Annotated in this window: 13 protein-coding genes and 1 pseudogene; 6 read left to right on the forward strand and 8 right to left on the reverse strand. The window is 65.1% G+C overall.

Features of this window, described 5'->3' with window-relative positions; all coding sequences use genetic code 11:
* Positions 1-69: 69 nt before the first annotated feature.
* From ACYVL5_RS13665 to ACYVL5_RS13675, 3 genes are all read right to left on the reverse strand, one after another.
* Positions 70-570, reverse strand: a complete 501-nt coding sequence (locus tag ACYVL5_RS13665) for a chemotaxis protein CheX (protein WP_460596133.1) — start codon at positions 568-570, stop codon at positions 70-72.
* Positions 571-583: 13 nt separating this feature from the next.
* On the reverse strand, positions 584-1,282 hold the full coding sequence (locus tag ACYVL5_RS13670; RefSeq protein ID WP_460596134.1) for a PilZ domain-containing protein: 699 nt from the start codon (positions 1,280-1,282) through the stop codon (positions 584-586).
* 243 nt (positions 1,283-1,525) lie between these two features.
* Positions 1,526-1,702 carry a hypothetical protein gene (locus ACYVL5_RS13675; protein WP_460596135.1) on the reverse strand — a complete coding sequence of 59 codons (177 nt, stop codon included), beginning with the start codon at positions 1,700-1,702 and terminating at the stop codon, positions 1,526-1,528.
* A gap of 317 nt (positions 1,703-2,019) precedes the next feature.
* Here ACYVL5_RS13675 and ACYVL5_RS13680 point away from each other — a divergent pair, with 317 nt between their 5' ends.
* The 5 genes and pseudogenes from ACYVL5_RS13680 (at position 2,020) to ACYVL5_RS13700 (ending at position 7,493) form a co-directional block, all read left to right on the forward strand.
* Positions 2,020-4,557, forward strand: coding sequence for a PAS domain S-box protein (locus ACYVL5_RS13680; RefSeq protein ID WP_460596136.1), 2,538 nt, complete (start codon positions 2,020-2,022; stop codon positions 4,555-4,557).
* Positions 4,558-4,629: 72 nt separating this feature from the next.
* Positions 4,630-4,782 (forward strand): annotated as a pseudogene (locus tag ACYVL5_RS13685) (hypothetical protein); the annotation flags it as partial.
* A 169-nt stretch (positions 4,783-4,951) separates the two neighbouring features.
* Complete coding sequence (locus ACYVL5_RS13690; protein WP_460596137.1) at positions 4,952-6,118, forward strand: FIST signal transduction protein; 1,167 nt, start codon at positions 4,952-4,954, stop codon at positions 6,116-6,118.
* A complete protein-coding gene (locus ACYVL5_RS13695) occupies positions 6,118-7,212 on the forward strand; it encodes a nitrogen regulation protein NR(II) (protein ID WP_460596138.1) in 1,095 nt (364 codons plus the stop codon). Before ACYVL5_RS13690 ends, ACYVL5_RS13695 begins: the two co-directional genes overlap by 1 nt.
* Positions 7,209-7,493 (forward strand): aldo-keto reductase family protein, encoded by a 285-nt coding sequence (locus ACYVL5_RS13700; protein WP_460596139.1) that lies wholly within the window; start codon positions 7,209-7,211, stop codon positions 7,491-7,493. Before ACYVL5_RS13695 ends, ACYVL5_RS13700 begins: the two co-directional genes overlap by 4 nt.
* A gap of 126 nt (positions 7,494-7,619) precedes the next feature.
* Here the strand turns inward: ACYVL5_RS13700 and ACYVL5_RS13705 are convergent, their stop codons facing one another.
* The 3 genes from ACYVL5_RS13705 to ACYVL5_RS13715 all read right to left on the reverse strand — a co-directional run bounded on the left by ACYVL5_RS13705 (position 7,620) and on the right by ACYVL5_RS13715 (position 14,815).
* Positions 7,620-10,403, reverse strand: coding sequence for a PAS domain S-box protein (locus tag ACYVL5_RS13705; RefSeq protein ID WP_460596140.1), 2,784 nt, complete (start codon positions 10,401-10,403; stop codon positions 7,620-7,622).
* Between the two features lie 40 nt (positions 10,404-10,443).
* Positions 10,444-13,968 carry a hybrid sensor histidine kinase/response regulator gene (locus ACYVL5_RS13710; RefSeq protein ID WP_460596141.1) on the reverse strand — a complete coding sequence of 1,175 codons (3,525 nt, stop codon included), beginning with the start codon at positions 13,966-13,968 and terminating at the stop codon, positions 10,444-10,446.
* Positions 13,969-14,506: 538 nt separating this feature from the next.
* Positions 14,507-14,815: a P-II family nitrogen regulator gene (locus ACYVL5_RS13715; RefSeq protein ID WP_460596142.1), complete on the reverse strand. Its 309-nt coding sequence runs from the start codon at positions 14,813-14,815 to the stop codon at positions 14,507-14,509.
* A 368-nt stretch (positions 14,816-15,183) separates the two neighbouring features.
* Between ACYVL5_RS13715 and ACYVL5_RS13720 the strand changes: the two genes are divergently transcribed.
* Positions 15,184-16,008, forward strand: coding sequence for a hypothetical protein (locus ACYVL5_RS13720; RefSeq protein WP_460596143.1), 825 nt, complete (start codon positions 15,184-15,186; stop codon positions 16,006-16,008).
* A gap of 76 nt (positions 16,009-16,084) precedes the next feature.
* On the opposite strand, the gene ACYVL5_RS13725 is transcribed toward ACYVL5_RS13720, so the two are convergent.
* Positions 16,085-16,927 carry a Rossmann-fold NAD(P)-binding domain-containing protein gene (locus ACYVL5_RS13725; RefSeq protein WP_460596144.1) on the reverse strand — a complete coding sequence of 281 codons (843 nt, stop codon included), beginning with the start codon at positions 16,925-16,927 and terminating at the stop codon, positions 16,085-16,087.
* An 89-nt stretch (positions 16,928-17,016) separates the two neighbouring features.
* Positions 17,017-17,547, reverse strand: a complete 531-nt coding sequence (gene def, locus ACYVL5_RS13730; RefSeq protein WP_460596145.1) for a peptide deformylase — start codon at positions 17,545-17,547, stop codon at positions 17,017-17,019.
* Positions 17,548-17,697 lie beyond the last annotated feature (150 nt).

Below are 17,697 nucleotides of genomic sequence, written 5' to 3' on the forward strand. Positions count from 1 at the left end.
GACGGCAAAGCCCCCTCCCCTGCCGGTTCGGCAATGGTGCCGGGAGATCCCCCGCGGCGGAGGCCCCGGTCAGTCGCCGTTTTCGAGGTAGACGCTGACCGTGAAGTGGCCGGCGTCGGTTTCGAAGCGGAGGGTGAGCCCGCCGGGGATGGTGCCGACCGTCATGTGGTACTCGTCACCCCGGATGACCGACGGGGTGGAAAGCCGCACCTCGTGGCCGTCCTTCACGAACTGGTGCTTGAAGCTCCCCCCGATCATGTTGGCGATCTCCCCCATGGCGTCGTCCATCTCCCCCTCGCACTCGTCCTCCTCCATGCCGAGCATCTGGGAGGCGAAGTGGAGGGCCAGCGAGCGGGGGGTGTTGAGGCTGATCATGCCGTTGTAGCCGCCGGCAAAGCCGACCATGGCGCTCACGCTCTCCTTGAATTGGGTCGCCGTCTCGGCCACCTCGCTCGAGGTAATCTCGATGCCGATCATGGTGGTGAAGATCTCGGCCACGTCCTTGTGAAGGTTTTCTACCAGTCGTTCCTCGGTGGTGTTCAGCAGTTCCAGAATCTTGGCATCTACCATGGTTTCCTTCCTTTTACGTGATGATCCGGTCGTAATCGTTATCCCTTTCGCTTCGCAACAGACTCCGCAAGGCTTCTTCCAGCTCCGGCCCCGGCGCGGCAAACTCCACCCCGATCCCCGGGGGACGGTGCTCCCCCCACAACTGCACCCTGGCTACCCTCACCGCGACATCGAAGCCGAAATCGGGAAAGGTCACCGTCAGCCGGTCCCCGACCGAGAAGCGCTCGGGATTCATGTCGGCGATGAAGGCCCCTCCCCAGGAGAGATCCAGGGTGAATCCCCGGCAGTCTCCCAGCGCGGTCGGGAGGCAGATCGGCTTGCGCCGGTGCCTGCGAAGCCGCCGGGGAAGGTATCCCGCGCACCCCTTGATCACGAAGTCGCTCAGGCTCTTCTCCTGCCGCGCGTCACCCGGCATCGACATCGGGACGACGACCGGCCCCATGGCCCTCACCCGCAGGACCGGGAAGAAGGTGGCCAGCGTGTGGGCGACGATCCTCTCCTCCGACTTCGCCTTGATCATGGCGGTCAGGTCCACCAGCACCCCCCGGCAGGCCTCCGCGAGCGCGACCTGCTCGGCCGCGCAGAAACTCCCGCAGGGGACGGCCCTGATGCCGAACGGCGTCAGGCTCTGGGCCAACTGGGCCCGGACCTTTTCGTCATAGGCGATGACCAGGACCGGGGGGGCGTCCGCCATGGCACTGCTATCAGACATGGGCTTCCCCAGGGTGCGTCGGGACCCGCACGGGACCGGACGCCAGCGATGCCACCACCGCAGCCGTATCGGCCATGCCCGGGCCGATCGAGGAGCGTCGAGGGGGCAGGGTGCAAGGTGGGTGTCGACAGATGTAGTGAAGCTTATCGGCAGGAGAGTGGTTAATGATAAGTGGCCGGCAAAACTTTTTCGACGGATAGGAGATGAGGGGGAAGACCGGGGGAGGCGGCAGCGAAACGCCGGTCAGGTTTCGGGGGAGATCTTGGCGTAGCACTCCGGGCAGATTCCGTGGGTGAATTCGACCTCGAAGTTACCGGAGAGGTACTGTTCCAGCGGAGTCCAGGCCCCTTCATCGGTACGGATTTTCTTGCACCAGGCGCAGATGGGAAGAAGCCCCTGCATGCTCTTTATCTCGTTCAAGCGCTCCTCCTGTTCGAGTTCAACGGACGATTGTGTCTGCCCCGTCCAAAGTCAAGAAGGGAGAATGACTGTTCGTCTTCACTGTCTCTTTGAAAAATGGTGATACAGTTGACATGCCCCGTTGTAAGCTTTGGGGGAACCGAACCAATTGCCCCCACCAAGCTTACCCCGCAGCTATGCCCTGTCAAACAGAACTTTCGGTTGCCTGTTGACTGCTTTCATGCGAATATCTCGCGCGCCTGAGAGCACGATCGGGCGGAAAACAGGTCCCCGTCGGGCAACGACGCCCCGGGTGACACGGTACCCCGGAGACCCGAATGTCCTGGCTCCCCTTCGCCGCCATGTCGACCGCGTGCTCGGTGTTCATCCTGATGCTGGTGAACACCTATCTCTACCGCTGTTATCGCGAATCGTTCCTCAAGAAGTGGGCCATCGCGTGGGGGATCTACGTCGTCCGCTACCTGGCCCTCGCCTCGTCCACCCTCGGGGGCCAGGGCCTTCCGGCCACCGTCATCTACTATCTCTCCATCATCCTCAGCTCCGTCGTGCTCTTGGCCGGCACCCGCCAGTTCATCGGGAAGCCGCCGGCGAGGTGGCTGGTGGTCTGCGGCGCCACCCTCTCGGTCTGGTCTCTCATCGCGCCGTTGTGGGGGCTTCCTCCCCTCTGGCTGGTCATCCCCGTCTTCGCCTTTTTAGGCTGCACCTATATCCACGTCGGCTTCCAGGTCATCAAGGCCTCCCGCTCCGGCGACCTGGCGAGCCCCATCGTCGGCTGGCTGTTCGTGATCTGGGGGGTCCACCAGTTCGACTACCCGCTGCTGCGCCCCATCGACTGGATCGCCCCCTGGGGCTTTCTCTTCGGCGGCATCATGGCGCTGGGGATCGCCATCGGGATGTTGCTCGCCTATTTCGAACGGATCAACCATGAGCGGCGGGAGAGCGAGCAGCGGTTCCGGGCGATCTTCGACAACTCCCCGATCGCCATCGGCCTGGGGGAACTGGTGGGAGGGCGGCTGGTGGAGGTCAATCCGGCCTGGCTCACCCTCTTCGGTTTCGAGCGGGAGGAGGTGATCGGCAGGACCACCGAGGAGCTCGGCATCTATCTGCGGGATGAGGATCGCGACCGTATCATCGTCACCATCCAGACGCAGGGGAGAATCGTCAACAGCAGCCTGCAGATGAGGCACCGCTCCGGCGAGGCGCGCGACATCATGTTCTCCGCGGAGACCGTCAACCTCGACGGCTGGCCGTACCTGCAGATGATGATGACCGACGTAAGCGAGCTGAGAAAGATGGACCTGGCGCTGAGGACGAGCGAGGAGCGTTTCCGGAGCATCATGGCCCTCTCCCCGGATATCATCAGCACCATCGACGAGCACGGGGTGTTGACCTACAACTCCCCGGCGGCCCGGGCCATACACGGCTACGGCGACGAGGAGATGCTCGGGCGCAACACCTTCGACCTCATCCACCCGGAGGATCAGCCCAAGGTCGCGGCCGCCTTCGAGGCGCTCATCGCCGACCCCGCCACCCCCCAGTCCATCCGCTACCGCTACCGCAACAAGGACGGGAGCTATATCTGGATGGAGGCGACCGCGGTCAACCGGCTCGCCACCCCGCTGGTGCATGGCATCGTCACCATCTCGCGCGACATCACCGACCGCATGGTCGAAGAGAGCCGCCGGCTCGACCTGGAGCGAAGCCTCCTCCACGCCCAGAAGCTGGAGAGCCTGGGGATCCTGGCGGGGGGAATCGCCCACGACTTCAACAACCTTTTGGCCGCCATCCTCGGCAACCTGGACCTGGCCCAGATGAAGCTCCCGGCGGGTTCACCGGTACGGGCCAACCTGGACCAGTCCATCACCGCCTGCCGCAGGGGCGCCGATCTCACCCGGCAGCTGCTCGCCTACGCGGGGAGGGGGGTGTTCCAGCTGAAGCCCCTGGACCTCGACACCATCGTCGCCGGGAACACCGACCTCTTCAGGACGGTGATCCCCAAGGGGATAAACCTCACCATGCTCTCCTGCGGCCGACTCCCCGCCGTGATGGCCGACCCCGGGCAGATCCAGCAGGTGGTCATGAACCTCATCACCAACGCCGCCGAGGCGATCGGCAACCGCCCCGGCATCATCTCCGTCTCCACCGGGGTCATGCGCTGCGACCGGGAAACCGTGCAAAAAAGCGTGCTGGCGGAAAAGCCGTCGCCCGGCGAGTTCGTTTACCTGGAGGTGGCCGACAACGGGGCGGGGATGGGCGCGGAGACCAGGGCACGGCTCTTCGAGCCCTTCTTCACCACCAAGTTCACCGGGCGCGGACTGGGGATGGCGGCCACGCTCGGGATCGTCAAGTCCCACCGGGGGCTCATCCTTTTGGAGAGCGAGGCCGGGAGAGGGACCACCTTCCGGATCTGCTTCCCCGTCGCCGAAGGGGTCTCCCTCCCCGCCGCCGCCCCCGGGAACCCCTCCCGTCCCAGCGAGGAGCCGGGGGAGAGGAAGGGGACCATCCTGGTGGTGGACGACGAGGACCAGGTCCGCGACCTGGGTGCAGGCTTCGCCGAGCACCTCGGCTTTGCCGCCCTGGCCGCCCGCAACGGCGAGGAAGCGGTGAAGATCTACCGGGAGCGCGCCAGCGAGATCGACCTGGTGATCCTGGACCTCACCATGCCGGTCATGGACGGGGTGGCGACCTTCCGCGAGCTCAAGAAGGTCGATCCCTGCGTGCGCACCATTCTGAGCAGCGGCTACAGCGAGCAGGCGATCGCCGACCAGTTCCCCGGCGAAAAGCCCGACGCCTTCATCCAGAAGCCCTTCCAACTGGCCGATCTCGAGCAGAAGATCCAGGAGGCGCTGCGGTAAAACAGCCGACATCCTCCTTCCGGCTCCCCCCTTAACGCCTGTCGTCCCAGGGTCCCATCCTAAGTCCATGCCCGGGCGGCCATGACGGCTGAAGCGCATGGGATGAGCCTCAGCCAGTGGGCTTCCGAGGTACTTTCCAAGGCGGCCCCCCCCACGCTCCCCCCCCTCTCCTTCGCCGGAAACGATCACGGAAATCACAGAGAGCCTGGTTCTGCTTACCATTGACAGTAACTGATACCGGTATGGTTGACAGCAACGCCATCTGTGATTGAATTAAAAAGTTTAAACACCTGTAATTTTCCTGACATAGTCCGAACCAGTCACAGATCGTCGGTGGCTTGTGACAGTGCCAGACTCTACCCTCCAGCAGGTTTAAGCGATGAAGGAGGCGTTTATGACTGAGCATCCGCAGATGGGCATGCAGGTTTTCGAGCAGATGGCAGTCGCAGAGGTGGAGCTCCTGCTGGAGAACTGGCAAGTGAGCTTCCCCGGCATGGGGATCCTCGCCCTGGTCGCCGAGAAGGAGCGCGAACGGTGGATCCCCGGGTTGCAGAAGCTCTGCAGCGATCGCGGCATCACGCTCTGTGGCGCCGTCTTCCCCGCCCTCTTGGCGAAGGACCGTTTTCTCGACCACGGCTGCGTCCTGCTCCGTTTCGACGTCATGCCGTTCGCCCGGATCTACGAGGCGCTCGAGCCGTACGACCGGCCGGCCGCGGAGACGGTCGCCCGGCTGGCGGACGAGGTGACGGCGCACCAGGAGCGCCCCCGCGACAGCTCGCTTTTGCTCATCTTCGACGCCATGGTCTCCCACATCGCCACCATCCTGGACGAGCTCTACCTGAAACTGGCGGACCGGGTCCGCTACATGGGGATCAACGCCGGCAGCGAGACCTTCCGCCCCATTCCCTGCCTGTTCGACAACCACCGCACCACTCAGGGGGGAGTCCTCGCCATCCTTCTCACCGGGCATCCCGGCGCGGTGGTCGAGCACTGCTACCTGGCCCCGCAGCGGATGATCTCGGCCACCTCAACCGAAGGGAACCGGATCATCGCCATCGACTGGCGCCCCGCCTTCGACGTGTACCGGGAGGCGGCCCGCGAGGAGTACGGAATCGCCATCGACCGGGACAATTTCTACCAGTACGCCGTGCACTTCCCGTTCGGGATCATCCGCGCCAACGAGGAGATCGTCGTACGGATGCCGGTGGCGCTGGAGGAGGACGGCTCCATCTTCTGCGTCGGCGAGGTCCCCCCCAACGCCCTTTTGACCCTGCTGCGCGCGCCGGAGGTCGACTCGCGCCAGACGGTGGAGAAACTCGCCCGGGGTCTCACCGCCATGTACGGCTCCCTGGCCGGCGCCAACCTCCTCACCTTCTACTGCGCCGGCCGTAAAATCCACCTGGGAGAGGCGGCCACCGGCGAGCTGGCGGCACTTTTCCAGCGCACCGGCGCGGCCAGCCAGGCGGGCGCCCTTTCCCTGGGAGAGATCGGCCACTCCATGCAGATGGGGTATCCGTACTTCCACAACGGGGCGCTGGTCTGCAGCCGCTGGGGGAGATGATGAAAAGGGAGCAGATCCTCGCCATCCTGTACGAGATGGCCATCACCATCGGTGGCGAGATGCGGCTCAAGCCCCTGCTCACCAAGACCCTGCAGCGCCTTTTGTTTCACACCTCGTTCCCGTGCGGGTTGATCTTCCTCGACACCGAGGCGGTCCGCTCCGGCCAGGCGGCGGAGGAGACGGTGGAGATCAGGCTCGAACAGTCGATCGGGGATCTCGATCTCTCCGGCCACGACGGTTCGCTCATCTCCATCCCGGCGACCCTGATCCGCGGCGGGATGGAGCTGGTCGAGGACCGGGAACCCTTGAGCCGGCTGCCGTGCCGCAAGGATTACTACGGGGTCTTCCTGCGGTTGCCGGTCAACGACTGCGGCGTCATCCTCCTCATGGCCCCCTCCCTCCCCTCCACCAGCCTGCCGCTCACCCAGATCTTCCAGCCGGTGATGAACAACTTCGCCAAGGCGATCCACCTCTGCCGCGGCTACGAGGCCTACACAGAGGGGATCATCCAGCACCAGCGGGTGGCGGAAGCGGCCTTCAAGGACATCAGCTACCGCCACCGGCTGATCCTCGACTCGGTGGGCGAAGGGATCTGCGGGCTCGACCTGGAGGGGAGCGTCACCTTCGTGAACCCCGCGGCCGCCAAGCTCCTCGGCTTCCAGCCCGCCGAAATGGAGGGGAAGCCCCTTTACGACATCATCTCCCACCGAAAAGAAGAGGGCGCCCCGCAGCAGCCGGGCGCCGTCATGGCCACCCTTTTGAAGGGAAGCAACCAGGAGGTGGTCGACGACCTGTTCAGGCGCCGGGACGGCAGCTCCTTCCCGGTCGAGTACGTCACCACTACCCTCATGGTGGACGGCCGCATGGTGGGGGCGGTGCTGGTTTTCCGGGACATCACCGAACGAAAGAGGGCCGAGGAGGCGATCCGCAAGCTCAACGAGGAGCTGGAGGAGCGGGTGCGGGAGCGGACCGCCGAGCTTGAGCAGAGCAACGGGGAGCTTGCCAGGATGAACAAGCTGTTCGTGGGGCGGGAGTTGCGGATGGTGGAGCTCAAGGCGCGCATCCGCGAGCTCGAGGGGCGTCCGCCGCATTGACTGTCACCAGCCGCCTTCCGGGCAGCCTCTTCGCCGCCCCACCCGTCACCGAAATCCCCTACCGGCTCCTCGGCAGGACCGGGGAGAAAGTCTCCATCGTCGGGGTGGGCGGGTTCCAGATCGGGAGCCAGAAGGATGAAAAGGAGAGCATCCGGATCATCCGGACCGCCATCGGCTCGGGCGTCAACTTCATGGACAACTGCGGGGATTACAACGACGGCGAGAGCGAACGGAGATGGGGAAGGCGCTGGCGGACGGCTACCGCGACCGGGTCTTCCTGATGACCAGGATCGACGGCCGCGACCCCCTGATCGGCTAAGGGACGCTTCGAGAAGTACAAGACCTCCCACAACTTCGACGGGACCCGGCATAACCCCGAATGGCCCGGGCCGCAAGGGAGCTAACGGTCAAGCGTCGAGCATCTGCCGGACCTTTCTCAGGAGCATGATCGGCTGGACCGGCTTCATGATGAACTCTGCGCCATGGGAGAGATCGAGCTGGTCCAGCATCATCTCCGCCGAATAGCCGCTGGAGAAGAGCACCTTCACCTGCGACTCCATCCGCCGGATCTCATCGAAGACCTCCTTCCCGTTCATCCGCGGCATGATCAGGTCGAGGATCACCAGGCCGATGGCCCCCCGGTTTTCCTGGAAACGCGCCACCGCCTCCTCGCCGTCGGCGGCCACGATCACCCGGTAGCCGTACTGGCCGAGGATCGACTCGATGAAAAAGCTCACCGAGGGATCGTCCTCGGCCACCAGGATGGTCTCCTCCCCCCCCTTGACCTGTTGCTCCGCCGGAAGCGGCTCGGCCGGCGCCTCCCCGCGGGCGAGCGGGAGATGGATGCGGAAGGTGGTCCCCTGGCCGGGCGCACTGTCGAGCTCGATGAAGCCGCCATGCTGGGTGACGATGCCGTGCACGATGGCCATGCCGAGCCCGGTCCCCTTCCCGAGCTCCTTGGTGGTGAAGAAAGGCTCGAAGATCCGTTTGCTGGTCTGCGGGTCCATGCCGACCCCGGTATCGGAGACCGAGAGCATCACGTAGGGGCGCCCATCCCGCCCCGCCTGCGCCGGGGCGGTGGCCACCGTGACCACCCCCCCCTTGGGCATGGCGTCACGGGCGTTGGTGATGAGGTTGATGAGTACCTGCTCGATCTGCCCCCGGTCGGCGTTCACCTGCAGATCTCCCACCCCGAGCTCGGATTTGAGCTCCACGTTCTCGCCGATGATCCTCACCAGGAACTTCTCCACCCCCAGGACGATGTCGTTGAGATCGAGGACCTGCGGGTTCATCTCCTGCTTGCGGCTGAAGGCCAGGAGGGAGCGGGTGAGCTGGGAGGCCTTCTCGGCGGCCACCAGCATCTGGCCGACCTTCTCCTTGAGAGGATCGTCCTGCTTCATCGCCTGCTCGACCATGCTCCCGAAGCCGAGGATCACCATCAGGATGTTGTTGAAGTCATGGGCGATCCCCCCCGCCAGCTGCCCCACCGCCTCCAGCTTCTGGGAGTGGCGAAGCTGCTCCTCGAGCTGTTTCTGGCCGGTGACGTCCAGGGCGATGGAAAGGATGCACGGCTGGTCGTGGACGGTGATCAGCTCGCCGTAGTACTCGCACTCGAGGCAACGGCCGTCCTTGGTGATGAGCGGGAGCACCAGCCCCGATATCCGGTCGGTGTCCCCCAGCCGATCCAGGATCTGCCGCCTGGCCTGCGGCGAGATCCACCCAAGCTCGAGCGAACTCTGTCCGATCACCTCCTGCCGGGCATATCCGGAGAGCTCCAGGAAACGTTCGTTGACCTCCAGAAAGGTCCCGTCTCTGGCGTCGGTGATGCTCATGATCAGCGGGGCCAGCTGGAAGGCCTTGGAGAACTTCTCCTCGCTGAGCCTTCCCGCCAGTTCCGCCATCTGCCGCTCGGCGATCTCCTCCTCCAGGAGCACCGCCTGCTCCTGCAGGCTCTCCTGGGCCAACTGGCGCTCGGCGATCTCCTCCTTGAGGATCTCGGTCTGCTCCTGGAGCCTCTCCTCGGCCAGCACGCGGAAGGTGATGTCCCGGTTGCTCCCCCGGCGGCCGCTCGGCTCCCCGTCGGCCCCGTATACGTTGCGGCAGACGTGGGACATCCAGCGGGTCTCGCCGTCGCGGGTGACGATCCGGAAGTCGAACTGGTGGGGGCCATCCTCGTCATGGAGGTGCTCCCGGAAGCGGGGGAGGTCCTCGGGGTGGATGATCCGGAGCATCAGACCGGGGTCTGCGTAGAACTCCTCGCAGCGGTAACTGGAGACCGCCTCGCAGCTGGGCGAGACCCACCGGAAGTTCCCGTCGGGGTCGAGCCAGTACTCCCACGCCGCCGTGTGGTCGGCCACCGTCCGGTACCGTTCTTCGCTCGCCTCCAGCCGGCCGAACATCTCGCGCAGTTTTTTCTGCCCGACCGCCAGCACGGTGATCCCCAAAAGCCAGATGATCCCGTAGGCGACCGCCGCGCTGGTCACCACCCTGCCGCTGTAGCCGGCGAAGACCGCCAGCGGCACCGTCACGCTGATCCCCCCCCGGAGGTCCCCCAGCCGATACCCCTGGCTCGCGTGGCACTTGAGGCACCCCTGCTCCACCTTGAAGGGGCGCATCAGCCTCATGGAGCGGGCGCCGCCGTAATCGACCTCCTCGCTGTACTCCGGGGCCCCCTTCTCCAGGGCCGCCAAGGCCCGCTCCTCCCACGGGTCCGGGGCGTTGGCGGCCCGGATGGGACGGGAGCTCGTGATATGGCCGCGCACCATGGACTTCTCCCGGCCGGCCAGTTCGAAGACCTGGCGGGTCATGTAGGCCGGGTTCATCAGGGTGAGGTGACGGCCGGAGGGGGTGGTGAGATCGCGCTCGGGGATGTGGGAGAGGTAGGGGTTGGGGGAGGTTCGCTCGTCGACCGGGACGTAGACCCCGCCGTGGCTGGTGGCCCACTTCCGGTACAGGGTGTCCTTCTCGAAGGCGACCCGCGCCTCGGCCCGGGCCATCTCCCTTACGTTACGCCGCTCCTGCAGCCAGAGCCATCCGAAGGAGACCGCGATGGTAACCGTCCAGGCCGCCATCATCCCCGCGCCGTAGCGGCGCAGGCCGAGCAACCGGGAAGAGACCGCCCCCGGCTTGCCCCTCCCCCCGTGGTGCTGTTCGTTACCCTCGTGGTGCTGTTCTGTTTCCTCTTTCTTCATCTATGAGTCCCGCTTCCTTTTCCCGGCCGGACGCCAAAGCTCAAAAGACGCCTCGGGTGATCGCCTCGCGCAGCGCCCCCACCGTGTACGGTTTCTGGATGAAACCGGCCACCCCCTTGCCGGAGAGCCGGGGGGCGATCTCCTGCTCGCTGTAGCCGCTGGACATGATGACCCGCACCCCCGGCTTGAGGCGCTGCAGCTCCCTCAGGCACTGCTCGCCGTCCATGCGGGGCATGGTGAGGTCGAGGATCACCAGCTCCACCGGGTTGGCCTTGAAGATCTCCACCGCCTCTTCCCCGTCCACGGCCTCGATGGTGGAGTAGCCGAGCTGGCCGAGCATCTCCACCCCGACCCGGCGGACCGCCTCCTCGTCGTCCACCAAGAGGACCTTCCCCCCCCGCGGGAGGAGGCTCTCCCCGGCAACCGGCTGCTCGGGCTGATCGGGGGTGTCCCGGTAGGCGTCGAGGAGCTCGGCCACCCGGCGGCTGGCCGGCAGCAGGATGCTGACCGTCGCCCCCCGGTTGGGCTCGCTCGCCACCCGCACGCCCCCCTTGTGTCCCTTGACGATCCCGAGCACCGCCGCCATGCCGAGCCCGCGCCCGGTGAACTTGGTGGTGAAGAAGGGATCGAAAAGCCGCGCCAGGGTCTCCTTCTCCATCCCGCAGCCGGTATCGCTCACCTCCAGGACCACGTAGCGCCCCTCGGCGAGCTTCTCCTCGTGCCACTCCTGGCGGAGGGTGGCCCGGTCGCACTCCGCCACCCCGGTGGAGATGGTGATGGTGCCGATCTCGTCGCCGAGCGCCTCGGAGGCGTTCAGCACCAGGTTCATCACGATCTGGCGCAGCTGGGCGGCGTCGGCCTCCAGGGGGGGGAGCGGCCTCTCCAGCTCGAGGACCAGTTGTGCCTTCTTGGAAACCGAAGCCTGCAGGAGGTGGAGCATGTTCTCCAAAAGGAGGTTCAGATCGACGATCTCCACCATGAAGCGCCCCTTGCCGGAGTAGGCGAGCATCTGCTTGGTGAGGTCGGCCGCCCGCTTGGAGGCCTCCTGGATGCGGTGCAGATTGTCGAGCACCGGGGATTCGGCGCCCAGCCGCATGGCCGCCAGGTCGGCGTTGCCGATGATGGCCATCAGGATGTTGTTGAAATCGTGGGCGATCCCCCCCGCCAGCACACCGAGGCTCTCCAGCTTCTGGGCGTGCAGAAGCTGCTGCTCGAGCTCGGCCTTCTGCTTTCTTTCCGTGATGTCGCGGGTGATGCCGTGGTACCCCGCCACCCTCCCCGCCAAGTCGCGTTCCACGGTCGCGGTCACCTCGGTCCAGATCAGCCTGCCGTCCTTGCAGCGCTGCTGGATCTCCATCACCGTCGTCACCCCCGGGTCGGGCCGGGTGGGATCGGCCCCCTGGTGGAGCTTGTCCATGATGACCTGGCTCCCCTCCTCGGTGGTCAGCTCGAAGATCGACCGCCCCACCATCTCGTGGGAGGGGTATCCCCTGAGCTTCTCGTCGGCGGGGCTTAAGTAGGTGATCCGGTAGTTGGCGTCGAGCTTCCAGACCACGTCCGAGACGTCCTCGGTCAGCAGCCGGTAGTGCGCCTCCCGGTCCCTAAGCTGCGACTCCATCGACTTCCTCTCCGCGATGTCGTGGATGATCCAGAGCGCCCCCTCCTCGGGGTGGTCGACGGTGATGGTCTGCCCGGTCAGGTGGCACCAGCGCGGGGTCCCCCCCTTGGCGGTAAGCTCCAGGTCGGCGCTGAAGACCTCGCCCCGGGCGATCAGCGCCCCCCACCAGACCTCGCCGCGCCCCGCGGCGGCGTGCTGGTCGAAGCAGGCGGTGTCGAGCCCCACCGTCTCCCCCGGCTGGTAGCCGAGGATCCGGTCGAAGGCGGGGTTGGCCATCTCCACCTTCCCGTTTCTCACCAGGCAGACCCCCACCGGCATGTTGGCGAGGATGATGCGCTGCTGGTTGGCGAGCAGCTCGAACTGGCGGGTCCGCTGCTCCACCCGCTGCTCGAGGGAGTCGTTCAACTGTTTGAGGGCCTTGACGAGCTGGTCGATCCTCCCCCCCATCTGCTGGAAATTCCCCACCAGATTGCTCGTTTCCTCCAGGCCGCTCTCCGGCCACTCCACCGCCTCGCCGCTGGCGATCCGCGCGGGGAGGTCGTGGGTAACCAGGGAGAGCTTTTCCAGGGTACGGACCAGGGCGCGGGATAGCAACTCCGAGAGGGCGAGCGAGACGAGGAGGATGAGAAACAACAGGGTGAACTTCTCGGTATAGCTGTCGTTGAGCCTCTTCTGGAAGGGGGCCACCGGCTGCTCGAGGACGAGCCTCCACTCCGCCAGCGGCCCGATGGTGGCCTCGGAGACGTAGAGCGATTGCTGCCACTTCTCGGCCGCCGGGGTGTTGGGGGGAAGCCGCGGCACCCATTGGCTGATGGTGCCGTCCAGCCTGGTGAGCTCCCCCGGGCCGCGGACGAAGGGGGCCATCGTCCGCAGCTCCCGGCGGTTGCTCATCACCACGTTGCCGTGCCGGTCCAGGAGGGTGTAGAGCATGCCGTTGCGCGAGCCGTGGTCCAGTTGATCCTTCATGTAGCGCAGGCTCAAGACCCCGATGACGTAGCCGCGGTACTCCTTCCCCACCACCACCGGGGCGAGCACCGAGACCACCGGGGCGGGGGTGCCGATCCTCCCCATGTAGACCTCGGAGAGCATCGGCTGGAGGGTCCTCTTCATGACGGGGATGAAGGGACGGTCGGCAAAGCTCCTCCCGAGGTTGGGGGCACCGGTTTCGTCGCGCAGGGGGGAGAAGGCGACCGTGACGGCCTTTTCGTCGAGCAGCCCGATCCGGAGGAAGTTCAGGTCCGCGCCATGGGCCTGCTCCAGGCGGGACTGCATGTCGCGGGGGGGCTTGTCCCTGGCGATCTCGGCCAGCCCGGTTATCCCCCGCTGGCGATTGGTCACCCAGGTCTCCATCAGGCCGCTCTTGTCGGCGATGTCCCCCACCAGGCCGGCGCGGATGGAGCGCTCCACCTCGGCAAAATCGGAGCGGCAGCCGATCACCAGCAGGATCAGCCCGGGTCCCAGGACGAAAAGGGCCAATAGGTTGGAGAGCACCTCCCTGAACGGCACGGCGACCGAACGGGAGCGAAAGGAATAGCCGGTGATCAGCATGCGCGCCACGATGGCGTTGGCGATGCCGTTGACCGACTGCTTGATCGTGATCATCTTGACCACGTTCCACGGGACGTGCATGGCGCCATGGTAGAAGAGGTAGACGAGCGGCATGCCGAGGAACAGCCAGAAGAGGGCGTCCCCCGGCACCATGCCGATCCTGCGGCGTCTGAGGAGGCCTACCACCGCCACCTCGGCGGTCATCACGACGATCGCGTAGGGATGGTTCCAGAGGACGAAGGTATAACTGGAGATGACGGCCGCCGCCAAGAGCGCGGGGGCGAGGCCGAAAAACTGCAGGGCGAGGAGGGCGAAGATGCTGCCGAAGAGAAAATCGATGTTGAGAAAGAGGGTTACCTTGAAGTAGTTTCCCGCCAGGCCGGCTGCGCACAGAGCCAATAACAGGAGGGGGCCCCTCCCTATCCACCCGCCACTTCTATCGGGTTCAACCGCCATGATTGCCCCCATCAGACCGCGCGGCCGGCCCTTCCGGTTCGCGCACGGCGACAGTCAATTCAGAGTTCGACAGTACCTAAAGTTCACTGACCTGCACGAGGCATCGCATTCCAGGGTCGGGGCCGTCACGGAAGACACCGGCACTTGACTTAGGGTGCCGGGCGAAACGATTAGATAGCACAAATAAAGAAAAAGAGACAATTAATTTATTTTAAAAAACAATAAGCAGGCGGATGAAACATCTCCAAACACTATTCGGCAGCAAGGTGCGGATTTTAAATCCGAATCAGTTTAACAGTTAAAAGATCGAGGTCAAATGTTAATTTTTCCGTATATAAAGCGAGGCGGCCGCTTCGGTGACCGGATTCCAATCTCCCCTCACCCGGGCCTTCGCCAGGGCCGCCGTCAACGGCAAAAGCCCTGACGGGAGCCAGGGCTTTTGCATGAGATCAGAGTGGGAGTACGGGTCGGTGCCTTCAGGTCACGAGGGGGACGTGACCTCCAGGTAGGGGCGGATGGCGATCCGGCAGTCTCCCGGGCGGTCGGTCCTGGCGAGGGAGCCGATGACGTCGATGATCCTCTCCACCGATTCGTCCGCCGAGACGATCTCCAGCTTCACCTTCCCGGCCACCCTGGCCACGAACCGGGCGCCGCGAAAGACCATGACCGGTCCGCGGTCGGCGTTGCAGGTCACCGGGCTCTCCATGAAATCCACCACCCCCAGCTCGTCCAGCGCGCTTCGCACGTCCTGCAGCTTCAGCTTGTTGATCACCGCTTCGATCAGCTTCATAACGTCACCCCTTCCGCGAGGAGATGGCCCCCGCTCGTTTGTGTGAGACACCGGGGTGAACCGTTACATGACGCGTGCCAAAAGGGGTGCCGCTTTATTGCTCATGATTACCGCAGGTTAGCATCGGAACCCGGAGACGGGAACGAAATGGTGCCGCCAGGTTGGGCAGCGAGGCGGCCGCTGCCCGGGAATTAGTCATCCTCAAAGAGCGCCGCCTCCAGCCCGAAGAGCCCGGGAAAGCGCGGGCGGCCCTAGAGGCGGCGTTGACAAGCGCCCCGCGAGAGGTAAAAAAGACTAACGCACCGGCGAGCCGGTCGCTTCTTACCACCCTGCCGGTACGCCGACCAAAGATCGCAACGGGAGGAGACATGGGTAACGACAAGGGAATCACCGTCCCGGGAGGGACCGTCACGGGCAATCTCACCGTCGAAGGAACCACCAACCTCAACAAGCTCAACGAAACGGGGCCGCTCTCGATACGGGGGACCTCCAACGAGATCTTCTTCCAGGACAACGGGCAGATCCGCTCCTACGACAACAACCACCGCATCCTCTTCCGCAGGTCGGAAAACAAGCTGGAGCTCCGGGAGTACGGCGATCTCGTCTTCTCACCGGGGGCGACCGTCGGGGCGGAAACGGCCAAGTCGGTGATGCTCGCCAACGGCAACGTCGGCATCGGGACATCGGCGCCCACCGCCAGGCTGGAGGTGAACGGTGTCGTCAAGGCGACCAATTTTCATGGGAAATTCAGCGGCGATGGGGGGCAGCTTTACGGCACGGCCGGAATGGCCTATTCCACGGTGAACCTCGACGACATCGATGTCAGGAGCTCGGCGGTTGACGTGGCACACATCACGATCGCCCCGCCCACCGGGCGGGGATACGTGATCGTCAGGTTCAACGGCATGTGCTACGGGTCGGCAGGCGACCGGATCGTGCTTGCCTGCAGCAACGCCTCCAAGCAGTGGGCCCCGAAAAGCGGCAGCGTCAGCGTCCTCTTCAACCAGTACCGGGGAACCGACGCCAACGTCTGCCACACCATGACCTACTTCATCCCCATGGAGCACACCCAGGCCTTCTCCACCTACTATGCCGTCGCGCAAAACAGCGGGGAGTCCGGAGGGACCGGAAGGGTCTCCATCTACGGCACCTTCACGGTCGAGCTCTACCGGATAGATTACGCCGACTTCTGATTCCCCCCCTGCCCCCTTCGCTCCGTTCGTCCACGCTCCCTTCCTCGCCGGAGGGGAGTGTGGAAGGGGCCCTTATTCACTTCGCCCCGGCCACCAGCCGCTCGCTCAACTCCCGCAGTCTGCGGCGGGCGGTGGCGTCGTAGGCCTGGTCATTGGCCCGGGTGGGGCGTCCCTGCTCTAAGTACTTCCCGCTCATCCCCTTCACCTCGAGGTCGATGGCCAGCCGCTCGAGGTAGCGTGCCCCTTCCTCCACGGTGGTACGGGGGGCGCCGAACCATTCCCGGACCATCTTGGTGTCCATCAGGGAGGCCGGATGCATGGCGTTGGCGGCCACCCCGCTCCCCGCCAGTTCCTCGGCCAGGTCGAAGGCGAACATGATGAGGGCGAGCTTGCTCTGGCTGTAGGCCCGCATCCCGTCGTACCCCCTCTCGAGCATCACGTTCTCGAAATCGATCGGCTGCTGGGCGACCGACGACACGTTCAGGATGCGCGCCTCGCCGGTCCGCTCAGCGGTACGCTTGATGAGCGGCAGCAGCGAGCGGGTGAGGAGGAAGTGGGAAAGGTAGTTGACCGCGAACCGGAGCTCGACTCCGTCGTGGGAGGTCTCCCGCCACGAGGGATCCGGTCCCGCCCCGAGCCCCGCGTTGTTGATCAGCACGTCCAGCCGGTCGCTCCCCCCCTGCACGGCGGCCGCCAGCGAGCGGACCTCGGCCAGCGAGGAGAGGTCCGCGTTGAAGTAGCTGACCTTGGCGCTGCCGCTACGCTCCCGTATCTTTTGCATCACCCGTTGCCCCTTGGAGGGGTCCCTTCCGTGCAGAAGGATGGTGGCCCCCCGGGCCGCCAGGTCGCCGGCCACCGCTTCCCCCAACCCGTCGGTGGCGCCGGTAATGAGTATGGTCAACGATTCCACGTTTGTCATAAGTACCTCCCTCGCCCAACTGTTCCGGAGTGGTCCTCCCTTCCGGTGAGCCAGCTTCTTTCTCCCCTTCCAGGGAGCCTTTCAGCGGCCTACCCCGCGGAGGAGATGATCCTCAGGTACTCCTTCTCGGTCACCAGGTCGTGACTGGGAATCCGGTCCAGGAAGACGATACCGTTCAGGTGATCGAGCTCGTGCTGGAAGACCCGGGCCGGGAAACCTTCGCAACTCTCCTCGCAAGGCTCCCCTGCGCGGGTCAGGTACCGGACCCGGAGCCTGCGGTGGCGCGGCACGAGCCCCCTGATGCCCGGGATGCTCAGGCACCCTTCCCACCCGTGCTCGATCTCCTCCGAGGCCCAGAGGATCTCGGGATTGAGCATGGGGACCGGCTCCATCCGCATCGCCTGCGGGTAGCGAGGCGAAGGGCGGATGGCGACGATGAAAAGCGAAACCGACTCGAACACTTGCGGTGCGGCAAGCCCCACCCCGTTGGCATCGGCGACCGTGACCAGCATGTCCTCGATGAGCGCCTGGATGGCCGGAGCCCCCGGCTCGGGGATGACGGCCGCCTTCTCCCGAAGGACCGGCTGCCCAAGCTGGGCTATCTGCCTGAGGATGGCCATGATCTTCTCCTTTCCCTGCTGACCTGGTGGGTCATCAGAGGTCCGACGAACCTCATAGATGACGTTACTATTATCCCGCCCGCCCCGCGGAAGTGTCAAATGTTGCCCGACTGAAAAGGCCGACTCGGCAGAGGTAGAACCCCAAACGGG

The sequence above is a fragment of the Geomonas sp. Red276 genome (genome assembly GCF_054784495.1).